Genomic DNA, 16,558 nt, shown 5'->3' with positions numbered 1-16,558 from the left:
TGCGTTATTTTTCTTGGAGTACATACCATGTATACATTTCAACCAGGTGATCATCTGGTCACCAATATCGATCCGCTTGGCTTAACCGAACACCACGGCCTCTATGTGGGTCATGGCAATGTCATTCACTTATCTAAGCAGGGCATCATCGAAGAAATCGATCTGCAGCAATTTGCTGGTGGCCACAGTATCAGAGTGAAAAAGTCCAGCCTGTTTCTCCATCAGGCCATTGAGCTTGCACGCAGTCAACTGGGTCACAGCCCATACGGCGTTGCCACCAATAATTGCGAGCACTTCGTCAACGAATGCTTAGCGGGAAGCAGCACCTCTAATCAAGTCAGTAATCTCACCCACATTGCGCTGCAAAGTTCCGCCAGAGCAGGCTTACTGGGGAGTTCCGCGTCAAAGCTTGCCACGGGGACTGTCGCAAACGTCGTGTTAGCGTCTACCGCCGCTAAGATGACCGGTGAATACCTAGGGCTACCCGATAAAGTCAACACACTCCTAGGGACACCTGGAGATCTTGTCGCTAAACCTGCCGAATGCCTACTAAAAGGCACCACACAAACCCTGGGTGAGAGTTATGCTTGCTTAAGCCAAGGAGAAATAACTGATGCTGGGATCAAGCTCGTCACCGGCAGTGTAGAAACTGGCTTAAACACCGTGCTGACGACAGCAGAAGTGGGCATCAATGGCGTAAAAGCTGGCGCTGGGCTGATAGCCGATGTATGGCATTGGTTAAGGTCATGATGCTTCTGCGACGGTATTGAGTACTCAGTCACCCATTAGCCACCCCCTCTAAACGAAGCGGCATCACTCGCCGCTATCGTTTTTATCCCTATTGCGATTACGTTAAAGATTAGCGTGATGACGGCGTAACATGTTTGCCCTGTTAAGTGATACAAACTATTTCTATCATCCTTGTGCTGATGGCGTTGTTCATGCGGGCAAGTAAACGTGTAATCATTATTTTTTTGTACCACGTTATGCTAAGGTATTACCTAGTAGTACTAAGCATTACTTTTGGAGTCACAGATGAGCACAATCAAACCCGTGTCGGTTAAATTAGATGCCGATATTAAAGCCAGAGTCGAGCATTTAGCAGAAACTCGTAAACGTTCATCACACTGGATGATGCGTGAAGCGATCCGTGAATACGTTGAGAGAGAAGAGAAACGCGAGGCGTTGCAGCAAGAAGCGTTACGCGCATGGGAAGAACACCAGACATCAGGCTTGCATGTCACCGGTGACGAAGTGGTGAATTGGCTGGAGTCCTGGGGAAGTGAAAATGAACAGGCAGCCCCTACATGCCACAAATAGTCTTCACTGCCACTGCATTACGTGATTTAGAACGCTTACGTGAGTTTCTTCGCAGTAAAAATCCCCCTGCCGCACAACGGGCTGCCAGCGCCATAATCAATACCATTAGAAAACTGGAAAGCTATCCAGACATTGGTCGGCCTATCGATGACAATGACTTTAGCTTTAGGGAACTGCTGATTGACTTTGGTGATACAGGATATCTGGCAATGTACCAGTATGATGGCGGTGAACGATTGACCGTATTGTGTATCCGCCACCAAAAAGAAGCCGGATATTGATAGAGATGCATCAGCAAAGATGTCTTCTTATGGATGATGTAATTATGAATATACTGCTGCTCTCTATAAAGACAAAAGCAAGGGATTTGAGCCCTTGCCCTCAACTTCCGTATTTGTACTCGCTGCAGCAACCGTACTAAGAAAACTAATCACCAACTTGTAGCCTACCCAATAATCGACTACAGCCATAATGACGACGTCCATCACCATAGGTCTTACTGTCAACTTTGGCAAAGTAACTTAACCGCAGAAACAACTCACGTAAAGTATTAGTCTGGTGAATCCGACCACGCTCTAATAGATAGCAAGGCGCTTTGGGAAAGTGAACTAAGCCTTGTGCTGCAACAACATCCAACGCTAGCGCACTCGCCCAAGCTTTAACGATTCGGTTATACAAATTAGGTCTACCAAGTTCAAATACACCTAAACTTCTATAAGCGTTACCATTAAAAAACAAACAAAGATGGTAGTGTGGTCGGTTAAGTTCACCGGTTTCCTGCACCCAGATATACAGTACTTCACTTTGATGCACAAATCCTTCAGTGTTCTTACACTTTGCAATATAGTCTGCGGTAATTTTCGCTTTTAGAGATTCAATAAACCGCGTAACATAACGGTTATCATCGGCGTCATAATATTCAGGAAATCTCAAGTCAACTCTCACAGCGAAAACCTTTGAGTACCTTTTTAATGCGTGATAAATAACGTTAAAGTTATTGTGCAAATACTCCCCATAGACTCCATTTTTAAATTGAAGAATTGGCAGTCCACTAAACTCTTTGGCATTTAATACGGTTAAGTTTCTATTGTTATACTGAGACACATCATACCAACCTTAAAGTTATAAAAATAACAACCCTAGATTATCAATATAATATTAACAACCTAGGAGTCGCAGCAATTGAAAACAAACGAGCCCCTCACAGAACAAACAGTCTGAAATAAAATATGCTCGTCAAGAAGCAGATGTCAAAACTATACAATATAAAAACCAACTCTGATTTTATATGCAGAAAACAATCAAGCTACACAGGACCATTTTGATTGATATTAAACAGGTTCATATCACGTTCAAAGATAATTCTGTCATAAGGAGCTCCAGGATACAAATCAATAACAACCGTGGTATTATAATCAAAAACATCAATAAGTCTATTCGATAAAAGTTCGTTCAACGCATCATTTAAATTCTTGCTTTTCCTTAACATAGGAGGGCCAAGTTGTAAGACCTTATTCTTTTTAATATACCGATACCCTCGATCACGATATGAATTTAACCATAGAGCTAGCTTTTGCCCCAGAATGACCTCCATAGGTGGTGGGCAAAAATTATTTAAAAAGTGAAAAGAGTAATAGCTCACCAAGTCAATTGCTGTTCTTAATGACTCAACTGATATTTTAGAGTCAAAATTATGTTCAAAATAGTGAATATTTGCTGCAGCTCTAGCAATCATTTCTGCTAGTTTTGAACCATGATCTCTGGCATTTTCGTAAATTCCCCCAGGAGCCATTTTAAATTCAATATCGTTAGATATATTTAGCAATAAATCTATCGCTTCATCTGAAAATTTTACTATTCTACGTTCCATTTATTTACCCTCTAGTAATTGTTCTATTCTTTGATTGAATTGATTGATAAATTCTTTCTCATACCTGATCCCATTGGTTTTCCGACCACCGCTAAGAGGCATTGGGAAGCACACTAAAAAGCGAGAAAGATAACCATTGCCTCTTACAACATCCTGTGATTTATCCATAAATCGTTTCAATGCTTGAGGCTGGATCATGATATGTGTAGTTAACCTAACACCTGAAAGCGTATAAGAATCTGTTGTTTTTCTTGCAACAGTGACATCATCTCCACTCCAAATGGCATTAAGCACAGGTGTGTTTGACATTAAGGCACTATTCATTAGCACACCGCCCTCACTTGACCCAAGATACGCATGTGGTGAGTCATTCTTGAGTCCAAACGTAAGCGCCGCTATCGTACTATCCTCATACATAATTCTGAAAGCCTTTGGCCGTTGTGGTTGTTTTGCTTCATGCTCGATCAACTCTTGTAAAGGATCATTTATTTCATTTACTTCACTTACTTCATTTTCTGTGTTTCTAGATTCCTGCATTTCTGAGCAATCTTTTTTTAAGCGACTTGGATTTAGCATCATGTACCTCTCTCAAAATCTCATACTTAATTAACTGTTCTTTACAAGATAATTCACGCTTTTTTTGGTAATTTTTAATCCCTGCCATTAATAAATTTTCAACCGTAGATTTTCGCTCACCTGAATCAGCACAAGTTAATAAGTTAAGCGAGATTGGACAAATCTTCCCTGTTGGTAGTTCAACATCTATATGCACCTGTAAGGCGGTAGAAATAGCAGCAAGTGCTGTACTGGCAATTAAGGGATATGCTGCTTTAGTAATTAAATGAGTTTCAAGTATCGTATTACCTAACAGAGTACCTTCTCCTATTCGAGGAAAAACTCCATTAGATACTGGAAATGTAATATATATATTTTTATTATACCGCCGCGGAGGTAAGTTTTTATTTTCAAAACGTTCAGACATATCAGTTTTCCTTTGATAATAAGTAATGGGATTAGTGAACAAAAAATCTTTAATCCATTACTGAACTCTTATTGATTTAAGCCATGCTTCAACCTCACCGAAATACCAGCCTACCGCTCTGGCACCAAGTGTCACCTTTTTAGGGAAAGTCGGATCGTATCGCGGAGAACGCGGGTTTTGTTTGTCATAGATAGTAGAGCGTGATAATCCAGTTAACTGAATAACGTTAACAAGTCTAATAATTGAATAGCTAGGCTGATTGTCATTCATAGTTGCCCTCATCGGTTGTTGAGTTGGTTGATTTCAGGCAACTTTATACGAAAAACAAGGATAAAATAGGAGGGTAAAGGAAGGTCGACTCACCAAGCAATAAGTAACACACTGAAAATATTAGATTTACAACCTCCCCAAATCATTTATTTTACTTTTAGATAACGAACCAATAACTCTCCATACTTGCAGTTTTCGTGACGAAATCCGCATGTACCCAAAAACTCGACCACTTCAGAACTAACTTTATTATCACAATCACTTTTAAAAAATTTGCTAATTCTAAGTGCTTCAACTAAGAATGGAAACTGGCAATTAGGGTATTTATCATTAGATGCAACTGACGCATGAGAACCTTTTATACCACCAGGTTCTGCATTAATAAAAAATGCGGCTGACTCTGCCATAGTCTGTTTATAACCAAGCTTATTTTGCAGTATTATTGCCAATTTATTTGAGTTTATCCACTTGTTGTTTAGAGCTTCAAACAGTAAAAAACCAATCACAGCCAATTGATCAAGCTTGGAACGACCACGTAATTCAGTGGGAATATAATAAGGACTATCATCAGGGATAGAATCTAGATCATTGTGTATAAATTTGAGAATATCTGCCTCATAGACAGCTAATGAATCGAAGGTGACATCAAATCCAACTATTTGATTTAATGTACTATTATCTTCAGCCCAATGTTCAACAGTTTTATGGGTAAATACAATTTCGCTACAAGAGACTGAAATCAAGGCTGAAGGACTCAGCATTGAATAATCTTCAATCGAATTCATATTAGGCTTTAGGTTAATTTCTGGAGCTAAAATCAACTCACCACTCGTGTCAAAAGTCATTATCACGCTTAACAAGTTGATTATTAGTCTTTTTTGTGCAATAAGCACTGGAAGATCTACTGCTTCAAGACAACCGTAGCAGACCCTATTTATTTGCTTTACCTCATTGATTAAATTACTTTTATTTTTAATCTGTTGTGTCATATCCCTGCAATGAGTTACTTTATTTGCATTAGATAGGATTTCCTTCATTAAGTCCTTTAAATGATACTCATCCTGTCCACGTTTGATAACCCACGCATTCTTATTATCAGGCACCCTGAAAAATATCGGCCTACCCTTATCCATCAAAAATTTTATGACAGAGGCGGTACTTTTATTCAAATTGACTGACGATAGCTGAACCACTCTTTCCATAGACTTATATCCTTAACTGTTTGCTATTTCTGCTACTAATAGCAGAAATAGCAAACAAGGTCCCTGTGTGTCAACCTAAGCCTGAGCCAATTGATTTTGAGATAACATATAAATCAGGGTACTCAGGATAACGAAAATACCAAACTCAGCCACCGCAGCCGATCCCAAGGTTGAGCCAATACTCAAGCTGGAAAAGTGGGGACTAGAGTAAACATGAAGAAATCACTGAATGCAGTAAGGCTAACTTGTTGAATGGATGTTTTGACTAGGCAAAGAGTTAACAATGCTAAACTTGATGGCAACACAGACGAGAGCTTAAATTCAAAAGTGTAATAAACACAAACACCCCAGTCTTAGGTTTTAAGCAAACAAGTTCACTTTAGTGATTTTCATTTTTAACTTATATAAAAGCCAAGAGGGCCCCATTTAGCCCTTCTTAAGCGATAACCATTCCAACCCCTGCTCTGCAAAGACAAATAATCTATCGCTATAACCTTGAGAGATCACACTGCGGATGATCTCAGGGTCAATATTCAAATGATCATGTACCAGTGCATTACGCAGGCATATCACTTTACGCCAGTCATTTAACTCATCGGCTGGTTGTGCACCTCGTTGACACAGGATCTCAAATGCTTGGTAAGCATCCTGCGGACTATATCCAGCCAGTGCTTTAGCCCAATGTTTTGCAATGCAAATGCAAGCTTCAATAGAGACCTGTAGTATTCGCTCTGCTGCTCGATATTCGAGATTAGATAAGGAACGCTGACTAAGTAATTGACGTAACTCTCCAAACTCAGCTTTATACCGGCTAAGGCTTAAACGCAATGACGTGATATAGGCATTATCCAAAATAATAAAGTGACTTGGGGCTGAATAATCGAGTTCCATTTGCGACATAATGCGAGACTTTTCTTGCATTCTTCGACCTTCATCTCGACTAAAGATAAGTTTGTTGGCATTAATGATTCCGAAAGCCAGAGGGATAGGTGCAAGGTTGATATCAACAACGGAAAGCTTCCCTTCGGCTAGCCCCAATGCCCTTTGCCAATCCATAGCGAGCAGTTCGGCTCTAATACGAGTATCAAGCACACTGTCCGCCTTTACCGGGTCGAATGCGACGGCTAAATCCCAATCGCTATGCTTGCTAGCATTTCCATTCGCCTGCGAACCATAAAGCCATAATACTGCCACCTCAGGATGGCTTGCAGCTAAAGTGCTTAGTCGGTGCAAATACTGGCTCTGCTCGATAGTCATAGGTTTGGCTTTAAGTTGGTCATGATGTAAGTATACCAATCCTGAGTCGGACTTCAGGAAGGGTCCGTGTGTCACGTCCCCTAACCTTTTAACTCAGGAGATAATATCTATTCGGCCTTAACAGGTCATGCCCCTAATTTTCTTGAACCCGCTGTTACTGACAAAGAGCCAACAGCTGCAGTGGCAATATGATTGCTCCACCACTCCATTAACTTGGTCCGTCGCTCTAGATAGGTAGTGCGATTATAGGCGCTGCGGATTTGGTTTTTATCTACGTGGGCTAACGCGGCCTCAATGACATCACCATCAAAGCCTTGTTCGTTTAAGGTAGTACTCGCCAGCGAGCGTAAACCATGACCCGTTGTTCTTCCCTTTAATCCCATGCGCCCTAATGCTTTGTTGATGGTTTCAGGATCTGTGTGCTTTTTAGGATCTTTAGATGACGGGAAAACGAATTGGCTCTGTTCACTAATAGGCTTAACAGTTTCGAGTATCGCGAGGGTATGCTCTGTAAGCGGGATAATATGCTCACGATTCATTTTCATGCGTGATTCAGGAATAGTCCAAAGTTTGGCATCAAAATCGATTTCTTCCCAACGGGCTCCGGCCGCTTCATTTGGCCTGGTCATTGTGTGCAATTGCCATTCAATCAAACACCGGGTCGTTAACAATAAATTGGCGTTTGCGACGGTCTGCAGTAATTCAGCTAGCTCTGCTGGTTTTAATGCCTTCAGATGCTCCACTTTGCTTTTTCTAAAAACTTCTCGAATACCTGATAACGGATTGGCATGAATGTAACCAGAGTTAACCGAATAGTTCATGATTTCATTCAGCAACTGAGCGGTACGTTTAACCGTTTCAAGATGTCCCTTCTGTTCAAGGGGCTTGAGCGCGGCAATGGCTATAGGAGCCGTGAGTCTGCTAATCGCAATACTCCCCAGCTTAGGGAAGGCATACAGCTCAAGCTTGCGCCAATTACCTTCAATGGTTTTAACCTTAATACTGCCCTGCTTTGAGTCCATCCACATTTGCGCAATATGCTTGAGAGTTTGAGCGTTCTCTGTTGCCGCTTTTAATTTGTTTTCAACTTTAAGTAATTGAGGGTCGATGCCTTCGGCCAAATGTTTTCGCGCTTCTAGTGCTTTATCCCGTGCCTCAGCTAAGGATACGTCAGGGTATGAGCCTAAACCAAAATAGGTGGGTTTGCTGGTGGAGGGGCGTATGTATCGAAATTCCCATGTTTTCCCTGCTGTACGCACATAGAGATATAGATTGCCACCATCTGACAATCTATAGGGCTTTGCTTCCGCTTTAGCATTGAGCACCGCTTTTACAGTCAGCTTATTTGTAGTCCTTCCCATACCGTTCTACCCCCTCAAATTAAGCCCCAAAGTAATGCTTGATTTTGGCATTATTTCTAACTCTAAAATCAAGCATTACTTATTACTGAATAAATTAAGATAAATCAGGATATTGCCAAGTTAAATCTGGGCTATAAAATCGAGAAAATCAAGTAAAAAAACGACATAAAAAATGGGTATTTTTTGAAGTGAAAAGTAATGCATAAATTTGCCAAATTTCCTTGGCATTACTTTTGGCATTACTAAAGATTTCGGATGCTGTAGGATGGTATTAAACAATATAGGATGGTAAGTTATTGATTTTTATAAAATACAGATAAGAAAAAAGACGCCCTAGGACGTCTTCAAACTTGAATTTGGCGGTGAGAGAGGGAGTCGAACCCTCGATACGTTACCGTATACACACTTTCCAGGCGTGCTCCTTCGGCCACTCGGACACCTCACCATATGTCGATTTATGTTAGCGTGGTTAATCTTTCACGTTTAAGAATCACTAACGATTTTGTATAGCCTTGCCGAGAGGCTTTCATCGTTAACGGAGCGGTACTGTACGCAAAAGCCTAAAGGGGGTCAAGTAAAAAAGACTCAGTTTCAGGCGGTTGCACAATTGCTAAACAAACCGCCGTGATTTCTTGAATCTTTTCACCGTTTTATACCGTTAATTGACGGTAAATTTGTGCACTTCTTTTGACATTGAATTCGCGTCAAACGTCAGAGCTTTGGTCAGCTCCCTAAGCTCATCGGAGATCCTTTGAGTATTAAGGTAAATCTCACTGATCTTCAGTGCATTACGATTTACGTCTTCGGATACCGCCGATTGCTCATGAGTTGCTGTAGCAATTTGCTCGTTCATGCGGTCAATAATGTCTACTTGCTCCACAATACGTTTCAATTCGATACCTGCCTGTTCAGCTTCATGGACACTGCTATTAGCCTGAGCTAATCCTCTGTCCATGGCTTTTACTGCAATGCTCGCTCCCGCCTTCAATCTATCTGTCATATTTTTAATGTCAGAGGTCGAGGTTTGTGAGCGCTGCGCTAAACTTCGGACTTCGTCTGCAACTACAGCAAAACCGCGGCCCATTTCCCCTGCGCGGGCAGCTTCAATGGCGGCATTAAGCGCGAGTAAATTAGTTTGCTCAGCAATACTACTGATCACTTCAAGCACTACCACTATGCCGTGAATTTCACGGTCTAAATCGTTAATGGCTTTAGAAGCTCCACTAATATCGTCGGCTAACGCTTTGATCGCTTTGCTGGTTCGGCCGACTTCGAGGTTGCCTTCTTTAGCCTCTATATTGGCGGCGGAAGACGCTTCGGATGCCTGCACTGCATTGCTGGCAATCTCGGCCACTGTTGCACTCATTTCTGTCATAGCGGAGGCCACTTGTTCTGCCTCACTGTGGCCCGCCATCACATCTTGCTCCATGGCATGGGTACAGAGATCCATTTGCGCCACAGCTTGTTGCAATTTAGCGCCACTGGAACGTACATGTAAGATCACCTTTTCAAAATCACTCATCATATCGTTAAAGGCGATGGCGAGTTCACCGAATTCATCGGAGCTAGAGTGAGTCAGACGCACACTTAAGTCGTAATGTTTACGGGCTTGCGTGATGGTCGAATATAAGTGATGCACACTGTCATGCAAATAACGGATAACAGATAGACTCAATATCAAGACTATCGCCAATACTGAGATTAAGGTCGCGAGCACTAAGAACATTTTCTCATTCGCTAATGTTAATCTTTCATGGGTGGTATTAAGTAAATCTGCCGAGACTTGCTGTTCAAACTCACGTAATAGCTCAATCCGCGCGGTCGATTTACTGAACCACTCTTCAGGACTTTGTTGCAGGATTTTTTGATTATCTTGCTCGAATGCGATTTGACGTAACAGCTCAACGTCATGCATTGCAGCTGAACTCTGTAAACGGTTAAACGAGGATAATAAATCAGAATTTGCTAGCGCTAAAAAACGCTCTTGATAGGTATTTTGCTCCGAAACCAAAGTGATAAATTTGGCATAAACCCTAGGCTTAAATCCAGCTTGGCCAAAGGTTGAGCTGAGTACCGCCCTTTCAATCCCCGCCCTTTCCTTTAATTGCAAAAAAGCACTAAAAGCCGTCGCTTTAATGGCGATTTCTTGATTAGCACCCGTTTTTGCGGTTTCATCGACTATCGTCAGTAATAACTTATTTAACTCAGTGTAATAGGCGACTTCATCGGCGACATTGATACTTAAACTATCCACCTGTGAGCGGATTGCATTTAAACGCCCGAGTTGAGCATTTAGCTCTCTAAGTTTTGGGGCAAATATCTCCGGAAGATGATTCTCAGTGATAAAACGCTGATAGAGGCCGAGCTGCGTATCCGTTAATTGTCTTTGACTAGGTATTTTACCCGCAAACGCTTTTCCTGCTGAGCCAATAAATCCAGCACTCATGCCGCGCTCTTTTTGTAACTCATGCACTAAATTACTGTTGGTGACGGCTAGCTCGCTTAATTGCACTACTAAGGTTAAATCTTTTCTATATTCATATTTTTCAATGAGGTAAAGCGTGCCACATAAAAAACAGGCTAATAGTGGAGGCAAGACAACCATTAATAATTTTTGTTTTAGACTGAGATTACCAATCCATTGCCATTTCATAGAAATATCCTTTTAAACTTAGTTTTAGATCCAAATACCGAACACTAGGTATAGCATAATATCAACCGTAGGACGACTAAGGTTTATGGAAATTGCGCGAGCTAATATCCTGATAAACGAGGATTTCCCCCATATTCCATCAATTGTTTAGATTTTGCTAATCGCAGAGCAAACTTAAGAAACGTCAAACAAGGATCAGATAGAAATAAAAAACGCATTGAAAATTCCAATGCGTTTTTCTAGAGAAAGGAACACTTAATCTGTGACTGAAGATGACTCTAGCTGAAAAGCTGTGGGAATAACCCCTTCACACCAGCCGCAATGACTTCGATACCAATAGATAACATCAAGAGTCCCATGAGACGGGTAATCACGTTAATACCCGTTTTGCCGAGGATCTTATAAATGATAGATGCCATTCTAAACAGGCCAAAACTTACTAAACCAAACACTATCACAGTAATGAACATCGCAATAATGTTCGACAATGAATTATGCTCAGCGGCAAAGACAATCACCGAACTAATAGCGCCAGGTCCCGCCATCAGTGGCAAAGCCAAAGGCACAACCGCCACAGATTCCATCGCCGAGGATTCGCGGTCTTCCTCTTGGTTACGCTTCACTTCACCTAACTTACCTTGCAACATTGACATCGCAATAATGGCAATCAGGCTGCCACCAGCAATTCTAAAGGCAGATAACGAAATGCTGAACATATTCAGAATGTGCTGCCCCGCCACAATCGTGACTAAGAGAATCACCACAACCGCAAAGTTCGCTACTTTACCCGTGTGATTCCGCTCAGCCTCCGTTTGATGGCTGGTTAAGCTCACAAACACAGGCAACAAGCCAACCGGATTAATGATGGCAACGAGGCCAAGAAAAAATTTAACGTAAAGAGTTAACTCCAAGGGACTATCCTTATGTGCGTGTCACGCCGTCTTCATCAAAATAAGCTTGAGGGCAAGTATAGTATCTCAAGCGCTATTGACTGAAAAATGAGATTTTTGAGGTTAAATCACAACTTCGAATAATATTTAGTTATCGAAGCCGATGCATTTTCAGCGCAACTTTAAACAAACAAGTTACCCTAAGTGTAGTTTTATTACATAAAAGCACGATATTGTCGTTGATATCACACTTTCAACGCGGCTTTAGGTGTAATTTTCTACCATAAAGAGGATTTAGTGAATGCCTTGATTCACTAAATCTTTTTAGGAGTATTAATCATGACAGTGACCAATGCACAAGAACTGGATCTCATGGTCGAGCGAGTGGCGAAAGCACAAGCCGAGTATGCGACATTCAGCCAAGCGCAAGTCGATAAAATTTTCCGTGCAGCCGCCCTTGCAGCTGCCGATGCGCGTATCTCGCTGGCGAAAATGGCCGCCGCAGAAACCCGCATGGGTGTGGTTGAAGACAAAGTAATTAAAAACCACTTTGCCTCCGAATACATTTATAACAAATATAAAGATGAAAAAACCTGCGGAATTTTATCTGAAGATGTCACCTTCGGTACTATTACCATTGCTGAACCCGTAGGCATCATCTGTGGCATAGTCCCCACCACGAACCCCACATCGACTGCCATTTTTAAAGCCTTAATCAGCCTTAAAACCCGTAACGCAATCATCTTCTCGCCCCATCCTAGGGCCAAAATATCTACCACAACTGCAGCAAAATTAGTGCTTGATGCTGCTATAGCCGCGGGCGCACCCAAAGACATTATTGCTTGGATTGATGAACCCAGCGTTGCACTATCAAATCAATTAATGACTCACCCTAAGGTGAATTTAATCCTCGCAACGGGAGGCCCTGGCATGGTGAAAGCCGCCTACTCTTCCGGTAAACCGGCTATTGGCGTAGGTGCGGGTAACACACCTATTGTTATCGATGAAACCGCCGACATCAAACGCGCGGTCAGTTCGATTCTCATGTCGAAAACCTTCGATAACGGCGTCGTTTGTGCGTCAGAACAAGCGGTAATTGTGGTCGACAGTATTTATGAACAGGTTAAAGAGCGTTTCGCAACCCACGGTGGCTATATGCTATCGAAGGATGAAGCCGCGGCGATGCAGCAGGTCATTTTAAAAAATGGTGGCTTAAATGCCGATATCGTTGGCCAAAGCGCCGCCAGTATCGCGCAAATGGCGGGCTTTGAAGTGCCGCACTGGACCAAAGTGTTGATCGGTGAAGTCACCGACATTTGCGACAGCGAAGCCTTCGCCCATGAAAAATTATCGCCATTACTTGGTATGTACCGCGCCATCGACTTTAACGATGCCATGGATAAAGCTGAAGCTTTAGTCGCACTCGGCGGCATTGGCCACACATCAGGGCTTTATACCGACCAAGATACCCAAACCGAACGTGTACATGCCTTTGGTTTTAGAATGAAAACGGCGCGTATCTTGATCAACACCCCAGCTTCACAGGGCGGTATTGGCGATCTGTACAACTTCAAACTGGCACCTTCGCTCACTTTAGGCTGTGGTTCTTGGGGCGGCAACTCGATTTCAGAAAACGTTGGCCCGAGTCATCTAATCAATAAAAAAACCGTCGCTAAGAGGGCCGAAAACATGTTGTGGCATAAGCTTCCTGCATCTATCTATTTCCGCCGCGGTAGTTTGCCCATCGCGCTCGAAGAACTGAGCGATAAAAAACGCGCCTTAATCATCACAGACAGATTTTTGTTCAATCACGGTTATTGCGATGAAACCATGCGGATTTTAAAGGCACAAGGCCTTGAAACCGAAATTTTTTACGATGTTGAAGCCGACCCCACATTAGCCATAGTCCGTCAAGGCGCTAAGGTCGCTCAAAGCTTTAAACCCGATGTGATAATTGCGCTCGGCGGCGGCTCACCAATGGATGCGGCTAAGATTATTTGGGTAATGTACGAGCATCCAGATGTGGATTTTGCCGATCTAGCATTGCGCTTTATGGACATTCGTAAACGTATCTACAAATTCCCCAAAATGGGCACCAAAGCCATGATGGTGGCAATTCCGACGACTTCAGGCACTGGCTCAGAAGTCACACCTTTTGCGGTAGTGACAGACGAAATTACCGGTAAAAAATACCCGATTGCCGACTATCAACTCACGCCCAATATGGCGATTGTTGATCCAAATCTTGTGATGGACATGCCTAAATCCCTCACCGCCTTTGGTGGCATAGATGCGGTGACCCATGCATTAGAAGCCTATGTCAGCGTGATGGCGAATGAGTACAGCGATGGCCAAGCGCTACAAGCCCTCGACTTACTGTGCAAATATTTACCCGATGCCTACAACTTGGGTTCACAATCACCTGTCGCCCGTGAAAAGGTCCACAATGGCGCCACTATTGCGGGTATCGCCTTTGCTAACGCTTTCCTTGGGATTTGCCACTCAATGGCACACAAACTGGGCGCCGAGTTCCATCTCGCCCATGGCCTAGCCAATGCGCTGCTGATCAACAACGTAATACGCTTTAACGCAACGGATCTGCCCACTAAGCAAGCGGCCTTTAGCCAATACGACAGGCCAAAAGCCCTGTGCCGTTATGCTGCCATCGCAGATCACTTGAAACTAGGCGGAAAGACGGATGAAGAAAAAGTCGAAAAATTGCTTGAGAAAATCACACACCTCAAGAAGACGATTGGCATTCCTGCTTCTATCCAAGAAGCCGGTGTCAACGAAGCCGACTTCCTCGCCAAGTTAGATGAATTAGCCGAAGATGCGTTCGATGATCAATGTACCGGTGCCAACCCACGTTACCCATTGATTAACGAGCTGAAACAACTGTTCCTCGATAGCTATTATGGCCGTGACTATAGCGACAACAACTAGGTTATCGCCTGCCAATGCTAGGCTCGTGCTTAATAAAAGCCGCGCGACATAAATGAAGAAGCCCTCGAATGAGGGCTTTTTATTGCGTGATGTTCCGTGAATGACCTAATTAAGGAGTCGATGCGTTAATCGATCGCACGCAAAATGACTTCACTAGCAGCTAACTCAACTGGGCATCACTCACTTACGATCACTAAGCTGAACATCACAACAAACTGTGACTAACGCTGTGCCAGTACATAATCAATGGCGCTGGTGATGGCTGCAACCTGCGCCAGATTACATTCGGCAGGCGTGGCCGTTGGGCTATCTGGGTACACTTCTGTCGTTGTGTTATAGATACAGCCAGTGACACTGCTGCAAAGCCCTAATGACTTAAGCGGATAGTTAATCACCCCGTGCTGCACCACAGTCGAGCCAATGATCTCGCCTTTCTCATCGGCAGGAGCAATGTGCGTCACTTTACTCACACCATCAATAATAGCTTTCTGAAAGGCATCCATTGAGTTTTCGGTATCACCCACAGCATAAAAACCATCTGGGATAGTACCTTTGACGTACTCTTTTCCATCACGGGCGCAAAGCGCTGGACGAAATTCTAATTCATCTGAATCAGTGGTTTCATGTAAGTCCACATGCACATCAAAATCTTGCTCTACGGATGCGACTAAGGCCATCAAGGCCGCCGATTCTTCCGCTGGGCTATTGGCATAAAATGAGCGATTAGGATCGATAGCCTTAGGGTTCCAACGGTTGATGGTTTCGTAACCCCAAGGACTCACGCACACGGCGATCACAAGATTGACGCGATCAACATAATGCGCCACCTTATCTGCTAAAAATGCCAAGGCACCATGAACACCGCTGGTCTCGTAACCGTGCACGCCACCCGTGACTAATACTGTCAGTTTTTGAGGATCGAAGGACGCTGACTTAACCGCAAGCAAGGGATAACGCTCCGCATTTATCGACAAGGCGCCATATTGCACAACGGTAAGCCCAAGTGCCAAGAGTGCTGCTTCCATCGCCTTGAGTGGCGTCACGACATCGTCCTGATACGAACGCTTGATTTGGGTACTCGCCAGCCATGCGGCTTTTTCAGCCTCGCCCCATTTTTCGCCTACGGTGCCGATGGGATAAAATGTTAAATTTGCCATAATTCCTCTATTTTTAGTTCTATTCGGTAAAGTTCTTTTTATTCAAGTTCTTTGCACTCTAGTGCTTTAATTCAAGCTCTTTTCGCTCAAGCTTTTTCGTTGAATTACTATTCAGTCGAATGATAGTGCTCGTGTTCGGATGATAAATAAGTACAGTCAACCTAAAGCACTAGCTGCATGGGAATATCGCGGATCCCGCCGCGTTCTCGCTCGGGTCCAAGGGGCACAAAGCCAAAGCCTAAGTACACAGCCTGCGCATTCAGCGCCGAGTTCACGGTAAATATGCCCGAATTGCCTTGGGCTAAACATTGAGCTTTGGCATGTTCCCACAACATTCGCGCCACGCCTTGCCCCTGCGCATGGGAGGCGACAAAGAGATGGTATAAGTGACTATTCGCCTTCATCCCCACTACGCCTGCGAGTTGGCCTGAGTCCGTTATGGCGACATGGTACTGATAACCCATAGCAAAGTAGCTACCAATCGCCTCTATCGACATGGCATTGACTAAGATTGCAGCGCCCTCAGCAGTGCAAGTTGGGGCGATAAATTCTTGGGTTAATTGAGTGAGTAATACGCTTATTTCAGGGATGTCAGTTAAGGTTGCGGCTCGAATTTTCATCTTAACTCCTTGATTAAAAACATTTCATGACAC

General features: G+C 43.2%; 14 protein-coding genes, 1 tRNA gene and 1 pseudogene. 4 read left to right on the top strand and 12 right to left on the bottom strand.

Features of this window, described 5'->3' with window-relative positions; genetic code table 11:
* Positions 1-27 precede the first annotated feature (27 nt).
* The 3 genes from HUB64_RS06420 (at position 28) to HUB64_RS06410 (ending at position 1,601) form a co-directional block, all read left to right on the top strand.
* Positions 28-750, top strand: coding sequence for a lecithin retinol acyltransferase family protein (locus HUB64_RS06420; protein ID WP_173496620.1), 723 nt, complete (start codon positions 28-30; stop codon positions 748-750).
* Between the two features lie 285 nt (positions 751-1,035).
* The gene (locus HUB64_RS06415) at positions 1,036-1,320 is read left to right on the top strand and encodes a CopG family ribbon-helix-helix protein (RefSeq protein WP_173496619.1); all 285 of its coding nucleotides are present in this window, start codon (positions 1,036-1,038) and stop codon (positions 1,318-1,320) included.
* On the top strand, positions 1,308-1,601 hold the full coding sequence (locus tag HUB64_RS06410) for a type II toxin-antitoxin system RelE/ParE family toxin (RefSeq protein WP_011071641.1): 294 nt from the start codon (positions 1,308-1,310) through the stop codon (positions 1,599-1,601). Before HUB64_RS06415 ends, HUB64_RS06410 begins: the two co-directional genes overlap by 13 nt.
* A gap of 145 nt (positions 1,602-1,746) precedes the next feature.
* Here the strand turns inward: HUB64_RS06410 and HUB64_RS06405 are convergent, their stop codons facing one another.
* The 10 genes and pseudogenes from HUB64_RS06405 to HUB64_RS06355 form a co-directional block, all read right to left on the bottom strand.
* On the bottom strand, positions 1,747-2,424 hold the full coding sequence (locus tag HUB64_RS06405) for an inovirus Gp2 family protein (protein ID WP_173496618.1): 678 nt from the start codon (positions 2,422-2,424) through the stop codon (positions 1,747-1,749).
* A gap of 202 nt (positions 2,425-2,626) precedes the next feature.
* Positions 2,627-3,727, bottom strand: a pseudogene (locus HUB64_RS23140) (DUF3987 domain-containing protein).
* Positions 3,714-4,172 carry a DUF3987 domain-containing protein gene (locus tag HUB64_RS06390; RefSeq protein ID WP_115014957.1) on the bottom strand — a complete coding sequence of 153 codons (459 nt, stop codon included), beginning with the start codon at positions 4,170-4,172 and terminating at the stop codon, positions 3,714-3,716. The pseudogene HUB64_RS23140 and the gene HUB64_RS06390 overlap by 14 nt, the downstream one beginning before the upstream one ends.
* Positions 4,173-4,229: 57 nt before the next feature.
* On the bottom strand, positions 4,230-4,442 hold the full coding sequence (locus HUB64_RS06385) for an AlpA family phage regulatory protein (protein WP_113939558.1): 213 nt from the start codon (positions 4,440-4,442) through the stop codon (positions 4,230-4,232).
* A 146-nt stretch (positions 4,443-4,588) separates the two neighbouring features.
* Positions 4,589-5,644, bottom strand: a complete 1,056-nt coding sequence (locus tag HUB64_RS06380; protein WP_173496616.1) for a hypothetical protein — start codon at positions 5,642-5,644, stop codon at positions 4,589-4,591.
* 426 nt (positions 5,645-6,070) lie between these two features.
* The gene (locus HUB64_RS06375) at positions 6,071-6,976 is read right to left on the bottom strand and encodes a HepT-like ribonuclease domain-containing protein (protein ID WP_258547606.1); all 906 of its coding nucleotides are present in this window, start codon (positions 6,974-6,976) and stop codon (positions 6,071-6,073) included.
* Between the two features lie 50 nt (positions 6,977-7,026).
* Positions 7,027-8,262: a tyrosine-type recombinase/integrase gene (locus HUB64_RS06370; RefSeq protein ID WP_113939556.1), complete on the bottom strand. Its 1,236-nt coding sequence runs from the start codon at positions 8,260-8,262 to the stop codon at positions 7,027-7,029.
* A 357-nt stretch (positions 8,263-8,619) separates the two neighbouring features.
* A tRNA-Ser gene (locus HUB64_RS06365) sits at positions 8,620-8,707 on the bottom strand.
* Between the two features lie 213 nt (positions 8,708-8,920).
* A complete protein-coding gene (locus tag HUB64_RS06360; protein WP_173496615.1) occupies positions 8,921-10,915 on the bottom strand; it encodes a methyl-accepting chemotaxis protein in 1,995 nt (664 codons plus the stop codon).
* Between the two features lie 278 nt (positions 10,916-11,193).
* Positions 11,194-11,826 (bottom strand): YchE family NAAT transporter, encoded by a 633-nt coding sequence (locus HUB64_RS06355; RefSeq protein ID WP_006081420.1) that lies wholly within the window; start codon positions 11,824-11,826, stop codon positions 11,194-11,196.
* 318 nt (positions 11,827-12,144) lie between these two features.
* Between HUB64_RS06355 and adhE the strand changes: the two genes are divergently transcribed.
* The gene (gene adhE / locus HUB64_RS06350) at positions 12,145-14,748 is read left to right on the top strand and encodes a bifunctional acetaldehyde-CoA/alcohol dehydrogenase (RefSeq protein ID WP_173496614.1); all 2,604 of its coding nucleotides are present in this window, start codon (positions 12,145-12,147) and stop codon (positions 14,746-14,748) included.
* A 221-nt stretch (positions 14,749-14,969) separates the two neighbouring features.
* On the opposite strand, the gene HUB64_RS06345 is transcribed toward adhE, so the two are convergent.
* Both HUB64_RS06345 and HUB64_RS06340 read right to left on the bottom strand, forming a co-directional pair.
* The gene (locus HUB64_RS06345) at positions 14,970-15,905 is read right to left on the bottom strand and encodes a M14 family metallocarboxypeptidase (RefSeq protein WP_028760134.1); all 936 of its coding nucleotides are present in this window, start codon (positions 15,903-15,905) and stop codon (positions 14,970-14,972) included.
* Positions 15,906-16,066: 161 nt separating this feature from the next.
* A complete protein-coding gene (locus HUB64_RS06340; RefSeq protein ID WP_105252309.1) occupies positions 16,067-16,525 on the bottom strand; it encodes a GNAT family N-acetyltransferase in 459 nt (152 codons plus the stop codon).
* Positions 16,526-16,558: the final 33 nt, after the last annotated feature.

It is taken from the genome of Shewanella sp. ISTPL2 (assembly GCF_013283205.1).
Taxonomy (GTDB): Bacteria; Pseudomonadota; Gammaproteobacteria; order Enterobacterales; family Shewanellaceae; genus Shewanella; species Shewanella oncorhynchi.
The sequence above is the reverse complement of the archived record's forward strand: the minus strand, read 5'-3'. Positions and strand labels throughout refer to the sequence as shown.